This window comes from Bradyrhizobium sp. CCBAU 051011 (genome assembly GCF_009930815.1).
Lineage (GTDB): Bacteria > Pseudomonadota > Alphaproteobacteria > Rhizobiales > Xanthobacteraceae > Bradyrhizobium.
Window position 1 is genome coordinate 4,157,485 of sequence record NZ_CP022222.1, and the last position, 19,518, is coordinate 4,177,002.

The 19,518-nt window shown below is 62.5% G+C and carries 22 protein-coding genes and 1 pseudogene; 19 read left to right on the forward strand and 4 right to left on the reverse strand.

Annotation, left to right across the window (positions count from 1 at the left end; all coding sequences use genetic code 11):
• The first annotated feature begins 57 nt into the window (after nucleotides 1-57).
• On the forward strand, nucleotides 58-192 hold the full coding sequence (locus tag ACH79_RS44785) for a hypothetical protein (protein WP_256380323.1): 135 nt from the start codon (nucleotides 58-60) through the stop codon (nucleotides 190-192).
• 503 nt (nucleotides 193-695) lie between these two features.
• Here ACH79_RS44785 and ACH79_RS19620 read toward each other — a convergent pair.
• From ACH79_RS19620 to ACH79_RS19635, 4 genes are all read right to left on the reverse strand, one after another.
• The gene (locus ACH79_RS19620) at nucleotides 696-2,810 is read right to left on the reverse strand and encodes a xanthine dehydrogenase family protein molybdopterin-binding subunit (protein ID WP_161852459.1); all 2,115 of its coding nucleotides are present in this window, start codon (nucleotides 2,808-2,810) and stop codon (nucleotides 696-698) included.
• Nucleotides 2,807-3,784 (reverse strand): xanthine dehydrogenase family protein subunit M, encoded by a 978-nt coding sequence (locus ACH79_RS19625; protein WP_161852460.1) that lies wholly within the window; start codon nucleotides 3,782-3,784, stop codon nucleotides 2,807-2,809. The genes ACH79_RS19620 and ACH79_RS19625 overlap by 4 nt, the downstream gene beginning before the upstream one ends.
• A 2-nt stretch (nucleotides 3,785-3,786) precedes the next feature.
• Nucleotides 3,787-4,413, reverse strand: a complete 627-nt coding sequence (locus ACH79_RS19630) for a (2Fe-2S)-binding protein (RefSeq protein WP_161852461.1) — start codon at nucleotides 4,411-4,413, stop codon at nucleotides 3,787-3,789.
• Nucleotides 4,414-4,645: 232 nt separating this feature from the next.
• Nucleotides 4,646-5,500 (reverse strand): helix-turn-helix domain-containing protein, encoded by an 855-nt coding sequence (locus tag ACH79_RS19635; RefSeq protein ID WP_161852462.1) that lies wholly within the window; start codon nucleotides 5,498-5,500, stop codon nucleotides 4,646-4,648.
• A gap of 653 nt (nucleotides 5,501-6,153) precedes the next feature.
• Here ACH79_RS19635 and ACH79_RS19640 point away from each other — a divergent pair.
• The 18 genes and pseudogenes from ACH79_RS19640 to ACH79_RS44015 form a co-directional block, all read left to right on the forward strand.
• Nucleotides 6,154-6,378: a hypothetical protein gene (locus tag ACH79_RS19640; RefSeq protein WP_161852463.1), complete on the forward strand. Its 225-nt coding sequence runs from the start codon at nucleotides 6,154-6,156 to the stop codon at nucleotides 6,376-6,378.
• A 6-nt stretch (nucleotides 6,379-6,384) separates the two neighbouring features.
• On the forward strand, nucleotides 6,385-7,167 hold the full coding sequence (locus ACH79_RS19645) for a hypothetical protein (protein WP_161852464.1): 783 nt from the start codon (nucleotides 6,385-6,387) through the stop codon (nucleotides 7,165-7,167).
• A 682-nt stretch (nucleotides 7,168-7,849) separates the two neighbouring features.
• Nucleotides 7,850-9,208: an ABC transporter substrate-binding protein gene (locus ACH79_RS19650; RefSeq protein ID WP_161852465.1), complete on the forward strand. Its 1,359-nt coding sequence runs from the start codon at nucleotides 7,850-7,852 to the stop codon at nucleotides 9,206-9,208.
• A 121-nt stretch (nucleotides 9,209-9,329) separates the two neighbouring features.
• Nucleotides 9,330-10,253, forward strand: coding sequence for a carbohydrate ABC transporter permease (locus tag ACH79_RS19655; protein WP_161852466.1), 924 nt, complete (start codon nucleotides 9,330-9,332; stop codon nucleotides 10,251-10,253).
• Complete coding sequence (locus ACH79_RS19660; protein WP_161852467.1) at nucleotides 10,250-11,212, forward strand: carbohydrate ABC transporter permease; 963 nt, start codon at nucleotides 10,250-10,252, stop codon at nucleotides 11,210-11,212. Before ACH79_RS19655 ends, ACH79_RS19660 begins: the two co-directional genes overlap by 4 nt.
• 68 nt (nucleotides 11,213-11,280) lie before the next feature.
• On the forward strand, nucleotides 11,281-11,409 hold the full coding sequence (locus ACH79_RS45140) for a hypothetical protein (RefSeq protein WP_371419431.1): 129 nt from the start codon (nucleotides 11,281-11,283) through the stop codon (nucleotides 11,407-11,409).
• A 10-nt stretch (nucleotides 11,410-11,419) separates the two neighbouring features.
• Nucleotides 11,420-12,517, forward strand: a complete 1,098-nt coding sequence (locus ACH79_RS19670; RefSeq protein ID WP_161852469.1) for an ABC transporter ATP-binding protein — start codon at nucleotides 11,420-11,422, stop codon at nucleotides 12,515-12,517.
• Nucleotides 12,510-13,538 carry an ABC transporter ATP-binding protein gene (locus ACH79_RS19675; RefSeq protein ID WP_161852470.1) on the forward strand — a complete coding sequence of 343 codons (1,029 nt, stop codon included), beginning with the start codon at nucleotides 12,510-12,512 and terminating at the stop codon, nucleotides 13,536-13,538. Before ACH79_RS19670 ends, ACH79_RS19675 begins: the two co-directional genes overlap by 8 nt.
• Nucleotides 13,539-13,550: 12 nt before the next feature.
• Nucleotides 13,551-14,174 carry a dihydroxyacetone kinase subunit DhaL gene (gene dhaL, locus ACH79_RS19680; protein WP_161852471.1) on the forward strand — a complete coding sequence of 208 codons (624 nt, stop codon included), beginning with the start codon at nucleotides 13,551-13,553 and terminating at the stop codon, nucleotides 14,172-14,174.
• The gene (gene dhaM, locus ACH79_RS19685) at nucleotides 14,171-14,563 is read left to right on the forward strand and encodes a dihydroxyacetone kinase phosphoryl donor subunit DhaM (protein ID WP_011086355.1); all 393 of its coding nucleotides are present in this window, start codon (nucleotides 14,171-14,173) and stop codon (nucleotides 14,561-14,563) included. The genes dhaL and dhaM overlap by 4 nt, the downstream gene beginning before the upstream one ends.
• Nucleotides 14,564-14,594: 31 nt before the next feature.
• A complete protein-coding gene (locus tag ACH79_RS19690; protein WP_161852472.1) occupies nucleotides 14,595-14,894 on the forward strand; it encodes an HPr family phosphocarrier protein in 300 nt (99 codons plus the stop codon).
• Nucleotides 14,895-14,898: 4 nt separating this feature from the next.
• The gene (gene ptsP, locus ACH79_RS19695; RefSeq protein WP_161852473.1) at nucleotides 14,899-16,518 is read left to right on the forward strand and encodes a phosphoenolpyruvate--protein phosphotransferase; all 1,620 of its coding nucleotides are present in this window, start codon (nucleotides 14,899-14,901) and stop codon (nucleotides 16,516-16,518) included.
• Nucleotides 16,511-16,933 (forward strand): hypothetical protein, encoded by a 423-nt coding sequence (locus ACH79_RS19700; RefSeq protein WP_161852474.1) that lies wholly within the window; start codon nucleotides 16,511-16,513, stop codon nucleotides 16,931-16,933. The genes ptsP and ACH79_RS19700 overlap by 8 nt, the downstream gene beginning before the upstream one ends.
• Nucleotides 16,934-16,968: 35 nt before the next feature.
• Entirely contained in the window at nucleotides 16,969-17,952 is a 984-nt protein-coding gene (gene dhaK, locus ACH79_RS19705; RefSeq protein ID WP_161852475.1) for a dihydroxyacetone kinase subunit DhaK, read from the forward strand.
• Nucleotides 17,953-18,140: 188 nt separating this feature from the next.
• Nucleotides 18,141-18,308 carry a hypothetical protein gene (locus tag ACH79_RS19710; RefSeq protein ID WP_161852476.1) on the forward strand — a complete coding sequence of 56 codons (168 nt, stop codon included), beginning with the start codon at nucleotides 18,141-18,143 and terminating at the stop codon, nucleotides 18,306-18,308.
• A gap of 180 nt (nucleotides 18,309-18,488) precedes the next feature.
• Entirely contained in the window at nucleotides 18,489-18,716 is a 228-nt protein-coding gene (locus ACH79_RS19715) for a hypothetical protein (protein WP_161852477.1), read from the forward strand.
• Entirely contained in the window at nucleotides 18,713-19,357 is a 645-nt protein-coding gene (locus ACH79_RS19720; RefSeq protein ID WP_161852478.1) for a VapE domain-containing protein, read from the forward strand. Before ACH79_RS19715 ends, ACH79_RS19720 begins: the two co-directional genes overlap by 4 nt.
• Nucleotides 19,270-19,470: pseudogene (locus tag ACH79_RS44015) on the forward strand (hypothetical protein); the annotation flags it as partial. The gene ACH79_RS19720 and the pseudogene ACH79_RS44015, both read left to right, overlap by 88 nt.
• Nucleotides 19,471-19,518 lie beyond the last annotated feature (48 nt).

The following is a 19,518-nucleotide window of genomic DNA, read 5'->3' on the forward strand; positions in this document are numbered from 1 at the left end:
ACCCAGACAAAGAACACGCCGTCACCTTGCGTCATCCTCAAACCAAAGGAGATCGACATGGCCAAGGGCCAACAAAGGAGCAATCGGGAGGCCAAGAAACCCAGAAAGAAGAAGATCAAAGTCATTGCCGCAGCACCAAGCCAAAAGGGTGCGGGATGGCAACCGACCTTCGCTGAGGGCAAAAGGAAATAGAAATGGCTAGCGTCATCTGACGCGTTGTCGGGGGATTCAAAAGATCCGCGTCCGTCCGGCGGCTGCATGTGCTGAGTGCTGCACGACAGCTATTGCCAAAGATTGGCTGGTAAACGTCATAGACGCACCGGCGCAGATCGATGTCGTCGCGCGTTCAAAGCTCGGTGGGTAAGCCGTCGCGTAAAACGATCGGACAGTTACAAGCGTCGGGCGGTTGACCTGATCTCAATCTCAAGACGGCTAAGGCGCTTGGCCTTGAGATTCCGCACACCTTTCTTGCCCGCGCCGACGGGGTGATCGAATAGGTCACCTTGTTGCGGTGCATGAGTCTGCTTCTGGCACTTTTCGGAAGTGGTGGTCCCGAAGCGTGATGTCCGCAGTTAGGGGAAGACCGGAAGTAGTCGGCCGACGACCAAGATGACGCGATTGACCCGTTGGGGACTCCAGAGATCGGAAGTTTCAGCTTTGCGCCGAGAGGGGCGGCATGAGACCGTGGATCGGAGCTACCCGGTCAGCACATCTTCAATTCGGATCGGCAGGGTGCGCACGCGTTTGCCGGTCGCGTGAAAGACGGCGTTGGCGATGGCTGGAGCCATGCCGACGAGCGCGATCTCGCCGAGGCCTTTGACGCCAAGCGCGTTGACGTGTGGATCCAGCTCCTCGACGAAGTGCGCTTCGAGTTGGGGAACGTCGAGATTCACGGGCAGGAGGTAATCGGCCATGTGGGCATTGACCGGGCGTCCGTCGCGCGGATCGAGGACAGTGCGCTCCATGAGCGCCATACCCATACCGCCGATCATGCCGCCAATGCATTGGCTCCTCGCAAGTCGCGGATTAACGACGCGGCCGATGCCATAGGCGCCTACTGCACGGCGCAGCCGGATCGTCCCGACGTCCGGATCGACAGCCACCTCCGCAAATACGGCTCCAAAGGAGTGCATGGAAAATCGGGCCGCAACATCGGGATCGCGCTGAGCCGAAGCCGTAGCCTCGATGGGTCGGCCATCCTGAGGGCCTTTTGCGGCTTCTTCCTGCACGGCCATGCAGGCGGCACGGACCGCAGAGCCGACCGAGGCCATCGTCCAGGAGCCACCATGGGATGGAGCGGGCGGATAGTCAGAGCGGCCCAGGCTGAAGCGCACCCGTTCAATAGGCAGTCCTAGCGTCTCGGCGGCAACTTGCGTCATGGACGTGTAGGTGCCAGGGCCCATGTCGCTTGCCGCCACTTCAACTTCGGCCGTGCCGTCCGCGAGCAGCCGCGCCCGCGCACTCGCCGGCGCGTGGAAGGCCGGATAGCTCGCCGATGCGACACCCATGCCGACCAGCAGCCGGCCATCGCGCATCGAACGCGGCTCGGGTAACCGCCGCGACCAGCCGAAACGTTCGGCGGCGAGGTCATGGCATTTCATGAGGGATCGGCTGGAGAAGGGCTTGTTCTCGCCCTCATCGATCGCCGGCTCGTTGCGGCGCCGCAGATCTATGGAATCGATCCCGAGCTTGTACGACAATTCATCGACGGCACATTCGAGCGCAAAGACACCGCTGGCCTCGCCAGGACCACGCATATGGTTCGGGGTGCCGATATCGAGTGGCAGCAGCCGGTAGCGGGTCCGCACGTTCGGCGTGGAGTACAGGAAGGTCGTCACTGACGTCAGAGCCTCCATGAACTCTTCATAGCGGCTCGTCTCTCCGGTGCCTTCGTGAACAATGCTGGTGAGCTTGCCGTCCGCCGTGGCGCCGAGCGCCATCCGCTGCAAGGTGCGGGGGCGATGGCCCGTCATGAAGAACATCTGCTTGCGCGTGAGCACGAGCTTGACGGGACGCCCCACTTGCCGCGCCGCCATGGCCGCAAGCGTCACGTGTGGCCACGTCCTCAGCGTCGTACCGAAGGCGCCACCGATAAACGGACAGATCACCTGTACGTTCTCGGACGGCAGGCCGAAGACGGCCGCGACCTCGGCCTGTTCGTTGACGACGAACTGGCTCTTGCTCCACAGCGTCAGCCGATTGCCATTCCAGGCCGCGACGGTGGCATGCGGCTCCATTGGACTGTGGTTCTCGCGCGCGATTTCGTAGATCTCGTCGACCCTCACCGGCGCATCCGCGAGAGCGCTGTTGGCATTGCCGCGCGCGGTGTCGGCTGGCAGCCTCGCATCCGGCTGCTTCCCGGCTTCCGGGACGACAGGCCGGGCTTTTGCGTCGGCAGGATCAATGATCGGCCGCTCGGCCGTGTAGGAGATACGTAGCGCGGCAGCCGCGCGCTCCGCCTGCTCGAGCGTATCGGCGACGACGATCGCTACCGGTTGCCCATAGAAACGCACGTGGTCCTCCTGCAACACATGCAGCCGCTCGCCCGTGGCCGGATCGATGTAGCTCTTGTGGGGTGCATACGGCAGGCGTGGCGCATTGCGATGCGTGATGACTGCAATGACGCCTGGCATCTTCTCAACCGGCGCGGCGTCGATGCCGGTCACGCGGCCGAGACCGACCGTGGCACCGGCGACCACCGCGTAGGCCTGGCTGGGCTGGTTGAAGTCAGCGGCATAGCGCGCGACGCCGGTGACCTTGGCGCGACCATCCACGCGCGGCAGCGGCTTCCCGATCACGTTCGTCGTCATGCGGCTTCTCCCGTCATCTCAAGGGCGCGAACGATCGTGCGGGGCAGGAGTTCGAGCTTGTAGTGATTGCCCGACAGCGGACGGGCTCCTTCGACTGCCAACCGGGCGGCTGTCTCGAACACTTTGCGATCCGGCGCCTTGCCGATCAGCGTTTTCTCCACCGCGCGCAGGCGCCACGGCCGAGTACCCACACCGCCGACAGCGAGCCGCGCCTGGCGGATCACACCGCCGCCAACGTCGAGTGCGGCGGCCGCGGACACCAGCGCGAACTCATAGGAGGCGCGGTCGCGCACCTTGAGATAGCGCGCCCGCCGGCTGTACGGGCCGCCGGGGACCCGCACCGCGAGGATGAGTTCGCCAGGCAGCAGCGTGTGTTCGAGATGGGGCGTGTCGCCTGGCAGACGAAAGAGTTCCTCGATTGGAAAGCTGCGCTCGCCGCGCGGTCCACTCACCTGCATCGTAGCTTCGAGGGCGACCAGGACGACGGCGAGGTCCGAAGGATGCGTCGCGACGCAATGATTGCTGGTGCCGAGAATGGCGTGGCCGGCATTGAGTCCATCGATGGCGGCGCAACCGGAGTTCGGGGTGCGCTTATTGCAGGGCGCATCGTGCATCCGGAAATAGGGGCAGCGCACGCGCTGGAGCAGATTGCCGCCGATGGAGGCCATGTTGCGCAGTTGCGGCGAGGCGCCCTCGATCAGGCTTTCGGCGACGAGCGGGTGCAGGCGCTGCACGTCGGGATGGGCGGCGACATCGGCCATGCGGGCGAGCGCGCCGATCACGAGATCGGAGCCATCGATACGGACTTCGGAAAGCGGGAGCGTGTTGATGTCGACAAGGTGCTCCGGCTGCTCCACCTCCTCCCGCATGAGGTCGATCAACGTCGTACCACCGGCGATGAAACGTCGGCCGGACGATGCAGCGGCGATAGCGTCTTGGACGGAGGTCACCTTCTCGAGCGTGAATGGAAGCATGGTCAGGCCCTCTTGGCAGCGTCGGCGACCGCGGCGACGATCCCCGGATAGGCCCCGCAACGGCAGATATTGCCGCTCATCCAGAACCTGATTTCATCCGGCGTACCCGCATGGCCTTCCGCGATGCAGCCTATTCCCGACATGATCTGTCCCGGGGTGCAGAAGCCGCACTGCAAACCATCGTGCTCGACGAATGCAGTCTGGAGCGGATGAAGCTCGCCATTCGTTTCAAGGCCCTCGATCGTCTTGATCTCAGCCCCGTCATGCATCGCGGCCAGCGTCAGGCAGGAGACGATCCGCCTGCCGTTGAGAAGCACGGTGCAAGCGCCGCAGGCGCCCTGATTGCAGCCCTTCTTCGTCCCGATGAGATCGAGCGTTTCGCGCAGCACGTCGAGCAGTGAGCGGCGGGGGTCCAGGTCAAGCTCATGCTGCTTTCCGTTGACGACCAAGCGGACCCGTCCCGTGGATGCGATGGGAGGCTGTTCAGATATAGGTTGCGCGGCAACTTCCGACGCGGCCGCGAGAGTGGCCACTCCCCCGACCGTAAGCAGGATCGAACGGCGCGATAATCCGCCACGCCTATGTTCGATCTCGACAGCACCGTCGGTGAACGGCTCTTCGTTTTTCATGGTCGTCTGCTCGCTTGCTTATGAGGTGATGAGTTCGCTGATTGCGACAAGATGGCCCATAATTCCTCTTCGACGCTCGGAAGCGGATCGGATTGCGCTGCGCACCGGAGTATCAAGCGCAGCCAAGCCATCGCCTCAGATGAGCACCGCGAACTAAGCACGAACTCGATGGGTGTACCGTTCGGATTTTGCGGCGACTATCTCGGTGTTGCGATGAATTGCCACCGGGCACCTACAGAGCGCGTCGGAACCCCGATGGGGTCACTCCGACAATCGTACGGAAAGCCGCCGTGAAGGCTGATGGCGTCTCGTAACCGACTGCAAGCGCGACCTGTGTGACACTCAGGCCTGACTGGGTGAGAAGCTCGCGGGCGCGGCGCATGCGTTGCGCGGTCAACCATGCATGCGGGGTATGGCCGGTCGAGTGCCGAAAAGCCGTGCAGAAGTGGAAGCGGCTCAGGCCGACAAGGGCGGCGAGCTCATTGAGCCCGATATGCTGTTCGAGATTCTCGCGCATGAACGTCGTAACACGCCGCACCTGCCAGTCAGCAAGGCCGCCCTTTCTAACGGGAGCAGGCAAGCTGCCAAATGATGAATGCTCCCGGATCAGCCGCGAGCAGAGAAGATCAATCGCCTGCTCCACGAACAGACGGGACGATGCGCTGTCCCGCGTCGCCTCGTGACTCAGAATTTCAAGCAGCCCCGCCGCCGCTGGATCGGCGAAAGCCACGCGCGGAACAATCTCGATACGTCTTCCACCCGCAATCTCGTCGGCGCATGCCTGGATGCGTTCCTGAGTGAGGTAGACATGCGAAACGACCACCGGGCCAGCAATGTTCCAGTGGCCGTCAACGCCTTTCGGAATGAGGGTGAAGGCCTTCGAGTTGGTCCTGGAAGTCAGGCGCTTGTTCTCAATCCGCCAGGATATCTGGTGCTGTCCTTCGTAGCAGCCGACAGCCACGTGCCCAGCAACGCCCCGCATGTAATCCTCTTGCAACCCGCCATGCGCCCACTTCCGAGTCAGGCGCGTATCACCGTGCAAAACCTCAGGCACCAGTACCGGCGGCTCGTCCAGAATGCGGGTCATCTCAATGGCAGCATCAGGAGTTGAGTGGTCCGCTGCAGATCCGCGCAGGCCGCGTGGACTCGGCGCAGCCCTGCTTCGGGAAGGGAACAGCCGCTGGTCCAAACTGTCGCCCTCCTCGAGCTGCTAAAATATTTGGAATGATTGAGATTGAGGCTCAATTACTCAATTATACGGAAAGGGCCCGCAGGGCGATACGAAGGTTGTGGTGTCTCGAGCCTGGGATGCGCGCTGTGGATACCAATGCAAAAAGACTCGGCCATGTGTAGAAAAAGATCCGCGCCACTCGTGAGTGCTGTCCGTCGTCTGCCCACAAACTGGTCAGCGCATTGTTGATGGTCGGGAGGCCTAGGGCCTCGTGGCGACGTGGTAGCTCCTGGCTATCCCGAGCTGCGGCTGACCGCCGGTTGTGCAACGCACAGGACTTCGCCGCTCTTGATGCGGCACCGCACCTTATTACCGCCGCGAACGTCTCGATCTGGCGAAGATTCATACGGGAAACGCCTCGCTGATCGCTCCCGAAGTGAAGCAGTAATTCCACCATAATGGGGTCTGTTCTTGGCACCTTTGAGACATGGCGACGCCACCGGCGCATTCATAAATCAGACGATCGCAGAACTCGACGAGATCTCGGGAAAATACGAGACCGGAGGCGTTTGGTCGACGACCCGGAGGTATTGGGCGTGGACGCGGACAGGATTCGATGCCGCTTCACCGGGACTGTCAGCGTCACGCTGATGGCGGGCGGCAAACATGACCCGGTCGACTTCAACGAGAGCTTTCCCTTCGAGTGCACCACCTCGGCGCCGGCGACCACGCCGGAGGACTTCGATCTCGACGACACAGCGATAAACGTCGACACTTCGTCGTGGAGGGAATGAGGTCGAATGCAGGTCTATTGTCGGGGAACCGCTCGAATCAGGCACCGCGAAACCGGTGAGATCCATGAGATCGAAAGCGACGAGCTCGACTGGGAGATCGTCGACAGCGACGAAAGGGGCATGGGCCCGGAGCTGCACCACGAAGCGTCCGTCGATCACCCGGCTCTGGGGATGCTGACCTGGGGCCTGTGGGAATATCCGGTCGGCGTTGAAAATTATGACGACACCAACGTCGGTCAGCACGAGATCCTCGAAGACTTCGACTACGGTCTCGAGCACGAAATGCCCGACCCCGACGAATGGCTGGATCTCACGCCTCCCCACGATCCCTGTTTCGTTTTTCTGGGCTCGTTCAGGGACACGACCGACCTCCTCGCGAGCCACGGCTCGGACGACGGGGGACATCTGGTCAACCGGCTGGTGTTCTCACATCAGATCACGGCATTGGAGACCTATCTCGGCGACACTCTGCTCAATGAGGTCTTCGCCGATACCGATGCCTTGCAGCGCCTGGTCGACGAGAGCGAAGACCTAAAGAAGGAGAAGTTCACTCTTTCCGAGATCTCCAAAGACCCCGCGCTGGTCAAGGGAAGGTCCGCAGCCATCTGCGCGGCATCCTGTACCACAACCTCGCGAAGGTCGACGTGCTCTACCGAATTGCACTGGCATACGGGTGCTCGACCTCGCGGCCGACAAGGAATTCTTGTTTCGAGTCGTCGGCCTCCGACACGATTGCGTCCATCGCAACGGAAACGACAAGGATGGGAACGAGCAAAGAGTCGTTCTTAAAGCGGGAAGCGAGTCGTTTTCAAAGTGTCCGCATACGCGAGCGAAGGCTGGTGGGCCCGGCAGGACTCGAACCTGCAACCAGACCGTTATGAGCGGGAGATCGGCTTTGTTGATTTTGCTGCGCCATTGCTTGAGTTCGATTGCGTGCGTTGCGCTTTGGCGAGGTCGTTTCTGGTGCGAAAGCTGGTGTGATCCACCGCAATGGCAGATTTCGGCCGACGGGGAGACTGCTCGCGCTCTCAATCGCTTTGTTGAACGTTCAGTAAGTTAGTTTGCTAAACATGCTGGCTATGTCCAGTCTTCTGGCGCTCCTGTTATCCAGGTGGGCCGAATTATCTCCGCCGGACCAGATCGGCAATCGTGCTTACAACAACCGTCGGGAATTTGCTGCGTTGCGAACATCCCGCTTGCTCACGCGAACGCCGCAAATCTTTTAGCCAGGCTCGCGAGAAACCGGCTTGACGGCCTCCGAAATTTAGTAATACGTTTAGTATTACAAAAAACTAAACATCACGCATTCGAGTGCATGTGTGGGAGGAGCCCAAGCCTTCTGGACCCGTTTCCAGAAATGGTGCGTCTCGTCCTTCACTCATCGCTCCTCAAACTCGGTTTCAGGGTCTTGGCGTCGTTCCGGCAGGGACCGCCGAGCAGGTTAGATGCTTCAACGAGAGAGGAAACGGATATGCGGACATTAAATTGTTTAAGAAGCTCGGCGGCAGCCACGGTCCTTGGGGCGGCGCTGCTGGGGATGTTTGGCGGGAACGAAGCCGCAGCACAGAGTAAGCAGCTCACACTGTGCTGGGCGGCATGGGATCCGGCCAACGCGCTGGTCGAGCTCGGCAAGGACTTCACCAAGCAATCCGGCATCGAGATGAAGTACGAGTTCGTCCCATGGACGAGCTATGCCGATCGCTTCCTGAACGAGCTCAATTCCCACGGCAAGCTCTGCGACCTGATCATCGGCGACAGCCAGTGGATCGGCGGGGCCGCCGAAAACAAGTGGTACGTCAAGCTCAACGATTTCTTCGACAAAGAGAAGATCTCGATGGACGACTTCGTCCCGGCGACGGTCGTCGGCTATTCGCAGTGGCCGAAGAACTCGCCGAACTATTGGGCGCTGCCGGCCATGGCAGACGCGGTGGGCTGGACCTATCGCAAGGACTGGTTCTCGCGGCCCGAAATTCAATCCGCGTTCAAGGCCAAATACGGCCGCGATCTGGCGCCGCCGAAAACCTATGACGAGCTGAAGCAGATCGCGGAGTTCTTCCAGGGCCGCGAGATCGACGGCAAGAAGGTCTATGGCGCATACATCTTCACCGAGCGCGGCTCGGAGGGCATCACCATGGGCGTGACGAACGTGCTCTACAATTCTGGCTTCAGCTACGACAATCCGAAGAAGCCGTACCAGATGCAGGGCGTCGTCAATTCATCCGACGCGGCCAAAGGGCTCGAGTTCTATAAGGAGCTCTACAAGTGCTGCACGGCGCCGGGCATGACCAACGCCTACATGCAGGAGGGGCTCGATGCTTTCAAGTCCGGCCAGGTAGCGATGCAGATGAACTGGTTCGCCTTCTTCCCCGGCCTCTACAAGGATCCGAATGTCGGCGGCGACAAGATCGGCTTCTTCGTCAATCCGGCCGGTCCGAACGGACACTTCACCCAGCTCGGCGGGCAGGGCATCTCGGTCGTCGCGACATCCGACCGCAAGAACGACGCGCTCGCCTACATCAAATGGTTCGCGCAGCCCGCCGTGCAGCAGAAGTGGTGGCAGCTCGGCGGCTACTCGGCCCTGAAGGCGGTGGTCGATGCGCCCGACTTCCCGAAGAGCGCGGCATTCGCCCCGCAATTCCTGGAGTCGATGGGCATCGTCAAGGACTTCTGGGCCGAGCCGTCCTATGCGCAACTGCTGCTCGACATGCAGAAGCGCGTGCATGATTACGTCGTCGCCGACAAGGGCACTGCGCAGCAGGCGCTCGATCTCCTGGTTAAGGACTGGACCAAGGTCTTCAAGGAGCAGGGCAAGCAGGTCGCGTCGCAATAGACATGGCAATCGCATCAACTGAACTGGTTTCCCCGGGGACGTGCCTCGGGGAAGCCGAACCAGCCAGCCGATGGACCAGATGACGACGATCCTTCAACCTGATGATGCTACGATTGCCAGTATGAGCGAGCCCGCCAGATCTCGCGCCACGCGGCGCGTCCGCGGCCTGTCGGACCGGACCATCGCCTGGCTGTTCGTTGCGCCGACGATCGCGCTGTTGCTGGCGATCAACATCTTTCCGCTGGTGTGGATGATCCGGCTATCCTTCACCAGCCTCAACCTCAGCATGTCCTATCTGCCGTTGCGGTTCGTCGGGCTCGATAATTTCCGCGACATCCTCACCGACGAGGACGTCTGGTTCCGGCTTCAGACCACGGCGCAATTCGTGATCTGGTCGGTGGCGTTACAGGTGGTCATCGGGTATGGCCTGGCGCTGTTGATCAACCGCCAGTTCCGCGGTCACAGCTTCTGGACCACGATCATCCTGCTGCCGATGATGTTGTCGCCGGCCGTGGTCGGCAATTTCTGGACGCTGCTGTTGCAGCCCCAGATCGGTCCGTTCAACTACGTGATCAGCCTGTTCACGGGGGTGCCGCCGAGCTCGTTCAGCATGACCGGACAGGTCGCGCTCGCACCGTGGACAATCGTGCTCGTCGACACGTGGATGTGGACGCCTTACGTGATGCTGATTTGCCTCGCCGGGCTTCGCTCCATTCCCGATTACATCTACGAGGCGGCCGAAGTCGATCGCGCCTCGGCCTGGCGGCAATTCTGGTCGATCACGCTGCCGATGACCGTGCCGTTCCTGATGCTCGCGGTGCTGTTCCGCGCGATCGAGAACTTCAAGATGTTCGACATGGTCAATCTACTGACGTCGGGAGGACCGGGGTCGACCACCGAACTGGTGTCGATCACGCTGAAGCGCGCGGCGTTCGAGAAATGGCGCACCGGCTATTCCTCCGCGCTCGCCATCATCCTGTTCGTGACCGTGTTCGGTGCCGCCAACATCTACGTCAAAGTGCTCAAAAAGGTGAAGCAACGATGACCGCCGCCGTCGCCAATTCCACCGCTCACTCCATCGTCGAAGCCTCGCCACGCGCAAAGGCCGTGGCCGGTGGCCTCGTCATTCTCTATGCCGTGATCACGATCCTGCCGCTGCTCTGGATCGTCGCCACCGCATTCAAGTCGCAGAGCGACGCCATTGCCTATCCGCCCAAGGTGATCTTCGAGCCGACACTCGAGGGCTATGTGAACCTGTTCACCGTGCGCACCCGCCAGACGCCGGACTTCATCGCCAAGCTGCCGCCGCCGGAGACATGGTACGACAAGCTCGTGCGTGAGCGGGACATGGTCATTGCCGGACCGTCGAAGGTCGTGCCGCGTTTCGTCAACTCGCTGATTATCGGGTTCGGATCGACGTTCCTGGCCGTCTTTCTCGGCACGCTCGCGGCCTATGCCTTCTCGCGCTTTCGCATTCCCCTGGCGGACGATCTCCTGTTCTTCATCCTCTCGACGCGAATGATGCCGCCAGTTGCGGTCGCGATCCCGATCTATCTGATGTACCGGCAGCTCAATCTGACCGACACCAGGCTCGGAATGATCCTGCTCTACACCGCCGTGAACGTGTCGCTCGCGGTCTGGCTGCTCAAGGGCTTCATCGACGAGATCCCGCGCGAGTATGAGGAGGCCGCTCTCGTCGACGGTTACACGCGACTGCAGGCCCTGCGCAAGGTGGTGTTGCCGCAGGCCGTCACGGGAATTGCGGCGACAGCGATCTTCTGCCTGATCTTCTCGTGGAACGAATACGCCTTCGCGGTTCTCCTGACCAGCGGCGAAGCGCAGACCATGCCGCCCTTCATTCCCTTCATCATCGGTGAGGGCGGACAGGATTGGCCGGCCGTAGCCGCCGCGACCACGCTGTTCGTCGTGCCGATCGTCCTGTTCACCGTGTTGTTGCGCAAGCATCTGTTGCGCGGCATCACCTTCGGAGCTGTGCGCAAATGAGCGCTTCTGCGGTCGCCAAGGGTAGAGTTTCTCGCTGGTTCCATCGCGGACCTTGGGAGACAGGCGCGATGACCCTGATCGGGGGCGGCATCATCATGCTGGTGCAGCCCTGGTCGATCGATTTGTACAGCTATTCCTTCGTGACGATCCTCGCCGGCACGGTTGGATACGTCATCGTCAGCCATTTTCCGGAATAGGGTGGCAGCCATGGCACAGATCCGCGTCGAAAACCTGCGCAAGTCGTTCGATCAGTTCACGGCCGTGCAAGGCTCTAACTTCACCATCGACGACGGCACCTTCTTTGCGATGCTGGGGCCTTCCGGCTGCGGCAAGACGACCACGCTGCGCATGATTGCGGGCCTTGAACTGCCGACCGAGGGAAAGATCCTGCTCGACGGCGAGGACGTGACATTCCGCCGCGCGGCCGCCCGCGACATCGCCTTCGTCTTCCAGCTTTTCGCGCTCTATCCGCACATGAATGTCGCTGACAATATCGGCTTTCCCCTGAAGTGCCAGGGCATGGGTCGACGCGAGGTTCGCGCGCGGGTGCAGGAGACGGCGCGGCTCCTGCGGATCGAGCATCTCTTGTCGAGCAAGACGTCAAGGCTGTCGGGCGGCGACCGCCAGCGCGTAGCACTTGGGCGCGCCATGGTCAGGCGGCCGAAGGCCTTTCTGATGGACGAGCCGCTGGGGGCGCTCGATGCCGAGTTTCGTCATCTGATGTGCGGCGAGCTTCGCGATCTGCACGATCGCATCGGCGCGACGACGGTCTACGTGACGCACGACCAGCTCGAGGCAATGTCGATGGCGGACCAGATCGCCGTCATGAACAAGGGGCGCGTCGAACAGATCGGCTCGCCGCAGGAGGTCTATCACCGGCCCGCGAGCATGTTCGTGGCCGACTTCATCGGCTCGCCGCCCATGAACTTCCTGCGCTTTGAGAGCAGCCTGCGCTCCGGCGATCGGGCTGTCGCCTTTCACGGCGTCAATGTCCCAGTCCCCGAGATCCACGAGGATCGCGCGAGCGCCCCGCTGGCGCTCGGAATCCGTCCGGAGCATATCCGTTTCGTCGACGCGGCGCCCGTTCGCGGCGAGGTGTTCGGCGCGGAATATCTCGGCACCACACAGATCGTCACCGTCGACACGACGCATGGCCGCGTCGCGGCGCGGCTGCCCTCCAGCGCGTCGGTGCGGATCGGCGAAACGGTGGGTCTTGAATTCCACTCCAAACGCCTCGCGCTGTTTGATGTCGGCAGCGGCCTGGCGATCCGGACCGCCAATGAGGGGAGCGCGCGCCATGGCTGACGTCACCCTGCGTAACATCACCAAGCGCTTCGGTGCGGTCGAGGCGGTGCGCGAACTCTCGCTGGCGGTGAATGACGGGGAGTTCCTGGTTCTGCTCGGGCCGAGCGGCGCTGGCAAGACCACGACGCTGCGGCTGATCACCGGGCTCGAGAGTCCCGACGCCGGCTCGGTCATGATCAACGGGCGCGACGTCACGCTTGATCCACCGGGATCGCGCGATATCGCCTTTGTCTTCCAGCAATATTCGCTGTATCCGCATCTCACTGTCTACGACAATCTGGCGTTTCCGCTACGCTCGCCCGCGCGGCGCGTGCCGGAGCCCATCATCCGCAAGCGTGTCGAACAGACAGCGGAGCTCTTGCATATCGCAAGCAAGCTGAACAACCGTGCCACCCGTCTGTCCGGCGGCGAGATGCAGCGCGTGGCTATCGGCCGCGCGCTGGTTCGCGATCCCTCGATCTACTTGATGGACGAGCCGCTTTCGTCGCTGGATGCGAAGCTTCGCGCAGAGCTTCGTCTCGAGCTCAAGCGGATTCAGCTCGAGCTCGGTGCGACCATCCTCTACGTGACTCACGATCAGGTCGAGGCCATGACCATGGCTTCCCGGATCGGCGTGATCAAAGACGGCCAGCTTCTTCAGCTCGGCACGCCGCGGGAGATCTACGAAAGCCCGTCCAGCAGCTATGTCGCTTCGCGGCTCGGGACGCCGCAGATCAACTTCCTTCCTGCCCGCCTGCTGTCCGACGTAGCAGTGCCGCCCGGAACCGAGACCGTCGGCATCCGCACCGAGCATCTGAAGGTTGCCGCGCGCAATGGCGGGCGGATGGTCGGTCGCGTGCACCGCGTCGAGCACCTTGGCGAGCAGAATCACGTTCACCTGGACTATAAGGGCGAGATACTGGTGACGCTGGCGGATCCCCATCAGCAGCCGTTGAAGGCCGGTCAGGAGGTCGAATTGCGTCTGGTTCATCCGCTCTGTTTCGATCGCGCGGGGCAACGTATCCCCGCGATGATGCACTAAAGGATAAACTCGATGTCGCTGCAACCCGAGACGTTCAAGTCGTTGGTCAAGGTGGCCGCAGAGCAGGTCATTGCCAGCGCGCCGGAGCTTACAAGCCTGGATCAGGCGATCGGCGACGGCGACCACGGAATAAACATGAAGCGCGGCTTCGAAGCCGTGCTCGGCAAGCTCGACGCCATCTCCACGCAACCGCTCGACGAGGCGCTGAAGATGATCGGCAAGACCTTGGTGATGACGGTCGGCGGCGCGTCGGGGCCGCTTTACGGCAGCTTCTTTCTCGCCGCCGGCGAAGCGCTCTCGCACGACAGACATTTGCCGGACGATCTCGCCGACGTCTTCGGTAGCGGCGTCAACGCGGTCAGTGCGCGTGGCCGCTCGCAGGCCGGTGAAAAGACGATGCTCGACGTGCTTGTTCCCGTCCTGGAGACGCTGAAGGCGTCGGCCGGCCAGCCGGACCTGATTGGGCGGGTCCGAGCCACTGCCGCCGAAGCGGTCGAGCGGACCGCGCCGATGCAGGCCACCAAGGGGCGGGCGTCGTTCCTTGGACCGCGCAGCATCGGCCATATCGATCCCGGCGCACGCTCGAGCTGCGTTCTCGTGCAGGCGGTCTGCGCTAGCCTGGAGGGACAGCAATGACCGACACTGTGGGTATCGTGATCGTCTCGCATTCGAAGGACATCGCCAAGGGCACCGCCGACATGGTGCGGCAGATGGTCGGCAGCGAGGTAAAGGTGGCATTCTGCGGCGGCAATCCCGACGGCGGACTGGGCACCAGCGTCTCGCTGATCATCGACGCCATCAATGATGCCTGGTCCGCCAAAGGCGTCGCGATCCTCGTTGACCTCGGCGGTGCCGAAACCAACAGCGAAATGGCGGTCGAAATGCTGGAGCCCGCGCGGCGCGATCTCGTTGTCGTATGCAACGCACCGATCGTCGAGGGGGCCGTGATGGCGGCGACCGAGGCGGCAGGCGGTAGCTCATTGGCCCAGGTGAAGGCCGTGGCCGAGGAACTCTCTGCCGACTGAGACGTCGGCGAAGCGAAGATGGAATATAGGTATGCTGGACAAAGCGGACGGACAGATTTTCACCGGCAATGTGCGGCTGGTGCACGCAGTGGGCATGCACGCGCGCCCGGCGGTCAAGCTGACCAAGCTTGCCAAGAAGTTCCAGGCCCAGATTTCCGTGCGGGTCGCAGGCGCAACCGAGTGGATCAACGCCAAGAGCATCGCCAAGATCATGGCGATGCGCGCGGCGCACGGCAGCATGATCGAGATCAAGGCGTCCGGCAGTGACGCAGAAGCCGCGGTTGCGGCGCTGGTCGATCTGATTGCAACCGATTTTCCGGAGGGGGCCTAGCAGCATGCAGGGTGGCGCGACAGGACTGGCCTACCGCGGCAGAACCGCCTCGATCGGCTTTGCCCATGGTCCGTTCGTCCGGGTCGACGCTGATACGAGCGGCGAGCGTGTCGCGGGTAATCTCGCCGAAGAAGCGCTTGCCCTTCGTGCTGCGATTGACACGGCAAGCGGGCAGATCGCGGATTTGGCCGGGATCGCCGGCGGCGAGGCCGCGCAAATTCTCGAATTCCAGGTCGCGCTCCTGGAGGACGAGGATTTCATCGAGGCTATTTTCGCGTCGATCGGAGAGGGGGATGCGGCTGACGTCGCATGGCGTTCGGCGCTCGATACGCAGATCGCGGATTACAATTCGGCGGCGGACGAATATCTGAAGGCGCGCTCCTCCGATCTTGCTGACCTGCGCGACCGCGTGATCAACATTCTGCGAGGCGGTGGAGGTAAGGCGCTGGAGATTCCAAATGGCGCCGTCGTCTGCGCCGACGATCTGCCGCCCTCGCGATTCCTCGAGATCGACTGGTCCGGCGGTGGCGGTCTCGCGCTCTTGCGTGGCAGTCCCACCAGCCACGTCGCGATGCTGGCGCGCGCGCGGGGCATCCCCATGGTCGTGCAACTCGGCGCGATTCCGGACGTCGGAGCCACCGCGTTGCTCGACGGCGAAGGCGCGACGCTCGAACTTGATCCCGGCGCCGAGCAGGTCCGCCTGTTCGAGAAGCGGCGCGAAAGCCATCGCAAGAGCAGGGCGTCCGCCCGTGCGATCCTGCGTCGGCCCACGGCAGCGTGGCGCGGCGAGCGGATCAAGTTGTTCATCAATATCCAGCGAGTCGACGATCTCGAGCACGCCGACGCGCAATATGCCGATGGCATCGGCCTGATGCGCACCGAATTTCTGCTGACGGAGCGGGGCGGCCTGCCCGACGAGGAGACGCAGTTTCAGGCTTACGATGCAGTGTTGCGTTGGGCCGACCGGCGCCCGGTCACCATTCGCACGTTTGACGCGGGCGGCGACAAGCCGGTGCCGGGCTTCACGCTGGACGGCGAAGCCAATCCGTTCCTCGGGGTTCGGGGCTTGCGGCTTTGCCTGGCCCGGCCCGAGATCTTTGCCATTCAGCTCCGCGCGCTGGCGCGCGCTGCCGTGCGTGGAAACCTCAGGGTCATGTTTCCGATGGTCACATCGGCGGACGAGCTTGAGGCGGGGCGGAAGCTGTTCTCCGACGTCGTGCAGCGCTTGCAGGCGGACGGTATTGCCGCAATGCTTCCCGAACTGGGAATCATGGTCGAAGTCCCGGCGGCGGCCCTGGCGATTACGAGCTTCAAGGCTTCCTTCTTCTCGATCGGCTCGAACGATCTCGCACAATATGTCCTTGCCTGCGATCGTTCCAATGGAGCGCTCGCCCCGTTGATGGACCCGCTGCATCCGGCAGTGCTCGAACTGATCGCGCGGACCGCCGAGCACGGGCGGCGCGCCGGGATCAGTGTCAGCCTCTGTGGCGACATGGCGGGCGATCCGCGCTGTCTCCCCGCATTGCTGAACTGCGGCTTGCGCGAGCTTTCCGTGAACGCGTCGGCGCTTGCGCAGATCAAGCAGACGATCGACCGGCTGAGCAGCGGAGGCGGTGTTGGCTGACACGGCGATCGATGAACCGGCCGACGCCGGCGCTGTTGCGGTTTACAAGCGCATCTTCAAGGAGGTGCTGGACAGCCGCCCGTCGGGCATGCGGCTGCGTCTTGCCCATGCGATGGGGAAGAACCGCAGCTTCGTCAGTCAGATCAGCAATCCTGCCTACCCGGTGCCAATACCCGTGCAGCATCTCAACACGATCTTCGATGTCTGCCACTTCCCGCCGCAGGCGAAGGCCGCCTTTCTTCGCGCCTATGCCCGCGCGCATCCGCGCCGGATCGGCCGGCTGACCGAAGGACCGCACGAACGGACCTTGACACTGCACTTGCCGGATCTTGGCAATGCCAAGCGGAACGCAGAGCTCGACACGTTGCTCCAGGAATTCGCGCGGCGCTTGATAGCCATCATGCAGGAAAAATAGGCGTGAGGCGGTGGGGAGGAAACGGGGAGGAGACAATGAAGAAGTTCATCAATTCGGTCGACGGCGTGCTCGCGGAGAGCCTCGACGGGCTTGCGGCCGCGCATGCCGATCTCGTCGCGCTTGGGCCGGAGCGGAAATTCGTGCGGCGCCGTGAGCTGACCCCGAAGAAGGTCGCGCTCGTTTCGGGCGGTGGCAGCGGGCACGAGCCGCTGCATGCGGGCTTCGTCGGCTATGGCATGCTCGACGCCGCCTGTCCGGGACAGGTCTTCACGTCGCCGACGCCGGACCAGATCGTTGAGGCCGCGCAGGCTGTTTCCGGTGAGGCCGGTGTGCTGTTCATCGTGAAGAACTATGCGGGAGACCGCATGAACTTCGAGATGGCGGCCGAGATCGCCGAGGGCCGCACGGCGACCATCGTGACCGACGATGACGTCGCGGTCGAGAACTCGACCCACAGCATCGGGCGCCGCGGCGTGGCCGGTACGCTCATCGTCGAGAAGATCGTCGGCGCGGCCGCCGAAAAGGGCACTGATCTGGCGGGCTGCGTTGCGCTCGGCGAGCGCGTCAACGCCCGCACCCGCTCGATGGGCGTGGCGCTGACGAGCTGCACGGTCCCTGCCGCGGGCACGCCGACCTTCTCGCTCGGTGAGGACGAGATGGAGATGGGGGTTGGCATTCACGGCGAGCCGGGACGTCGCCGCGTCAAGCTGGAGCGAGCTGACGCGATCGCGGACGAGATGACGACGGCCATCGCGCAGGATCTCGACGCGCGCGACGGGGCCGAGGCCCTCCTGCTCGTCAACGGATTTGGCGGCACGCCCACGATCGAGCTCTACCTGATGTACAATGCGGCGCGACGGATGCTCGAGAAGCGAGGGCTGCGCATTGCCCGCTCGCTGGTCGGCAGCTTCGTCACCTCGCTCGATATGGCCGGCTGCTCGCTCACGGTGAGCCTGCTCGACACTGAGACGACCGCGCTCTGGGATCATCCCGTGCGCACGGCCGCACTGAAATGGTGATCGCGGTGTAAGCGGTCGCTGAGTTTCGGATTGCGCTCCGGCCGACGATCCGCGGGCAACGGTTCACGCATGCACCGGGAGTTTCTCGGTTCACCCTCCCTGAAACTTGCCGTGTCCCTCGGGCACGGCATCTTTTTGTGCCGAGTGGAAGGCCATGCGTCTGGTGCGATACTCCAACGACCAGGAAAATGAGAAACCTGATGCGCCTTGATTTGCTGGTGGACCCGGCAGGACTGTCGCATTTCAAGGAATACAAGCGCTTAGCCAGGACTGAGACAGCCAGAAATCCAGATATTTCCCTATGTTTGTCTCAGCCGCGCGTCTCAATGGAGGTGCGCAATGCGCAGACCACCTGATCCGAAAAGCGAAAGGGCGCCCCTGCCAGGACGCGCCAAGCACAAAGCCGATTTCCATAAGCCCAAAGAGTCTACCGACACAGTCCCCGAACTTCAAGCGCGGATTCTTCGCCGACGATTTGCGCTCGCATACTATTTTGCGTCCGCAATTGCGGCCCTTGTATTCGCGGGGGGACCGCGATGAACGCGCACTTCAAACCGCCGTCGCGCGACCCGGACGCCGAGTACCTACTGGCTGCGCTTCGCTGCGCGAGCCGCCGGCTAAAGCTGATCGACGAGGAAGTCATTCTAATCGGCCTTGCTCTTCAGAAGGGCCTAATCACGTCACAGGAAGCCGTGGCCCGGACCGAGGAGATCGCACCAGGGTGTCTGGATGCCGTCGCCACTTCGATGTGGGTGACGGCATGAGCGATTGGAAAAGCCGACTGCTGGTCACAAGCACAGGCGCGCCGCGCCCGTTGCTTGCCAACGCGATCACAGCGCTCCGCGAGGCGCCAGCCTGGTTCGGCGTTCTCGCCTATGACGAATTCTCGCGTGAGACCGTCATCAAGGCCGCACCTCCGTGGGACATCAAACTGGCCCCATGGTCTGAGCGCGCTTGGTCGTCGTATGACGACTTGCTCGCGACCGAATGGCTGCAGCGCGAGGGCATCGCCGTCAACACCCAGACGACGGCGCAGGCGGTTGAGGCCGTGGCCGGCGATCGAGCCTTTCATCCGGTGATCGATTATCTGTCGGACCTTCAGCACGACGGCAAATCACGCGTGACCACTTGGCTACGTACGTGTCTTGGTGCCGAGCAAACCTCCTACAACGAGACCGTGGGCAGAGCGATGCTTATTGCCGCGGTGGCGCGGATCTTCGATCCGGGTTGCAAGGTCGACACAGTACCGATCTTTGAAGGCGCGCAGGGGGCAAGGAAATCAACGGCGGTGAAGGCCCTGTTTGATCCGTCGCCTAACCGACGCCAACGGCGAAGCGGAAGCAGACTTTCATGCTGTTCGCATATCCGACCGGTGTGCAGGGTAACGTGGTCTCGGCGGGAGTGAACGAGTTCATCATTCCCAATTACAAACAAACTTGGGGCGGCATCCGCAAAATTGCAGATGCACCCGAGGGCGTGAAACATTTGACCTTCAAGTCAAACGAATACGTCGCCTGATCTCAATGCTCCTCCCCAAAACTTGCCCGGGCGCCTGCGTCCCGGGCA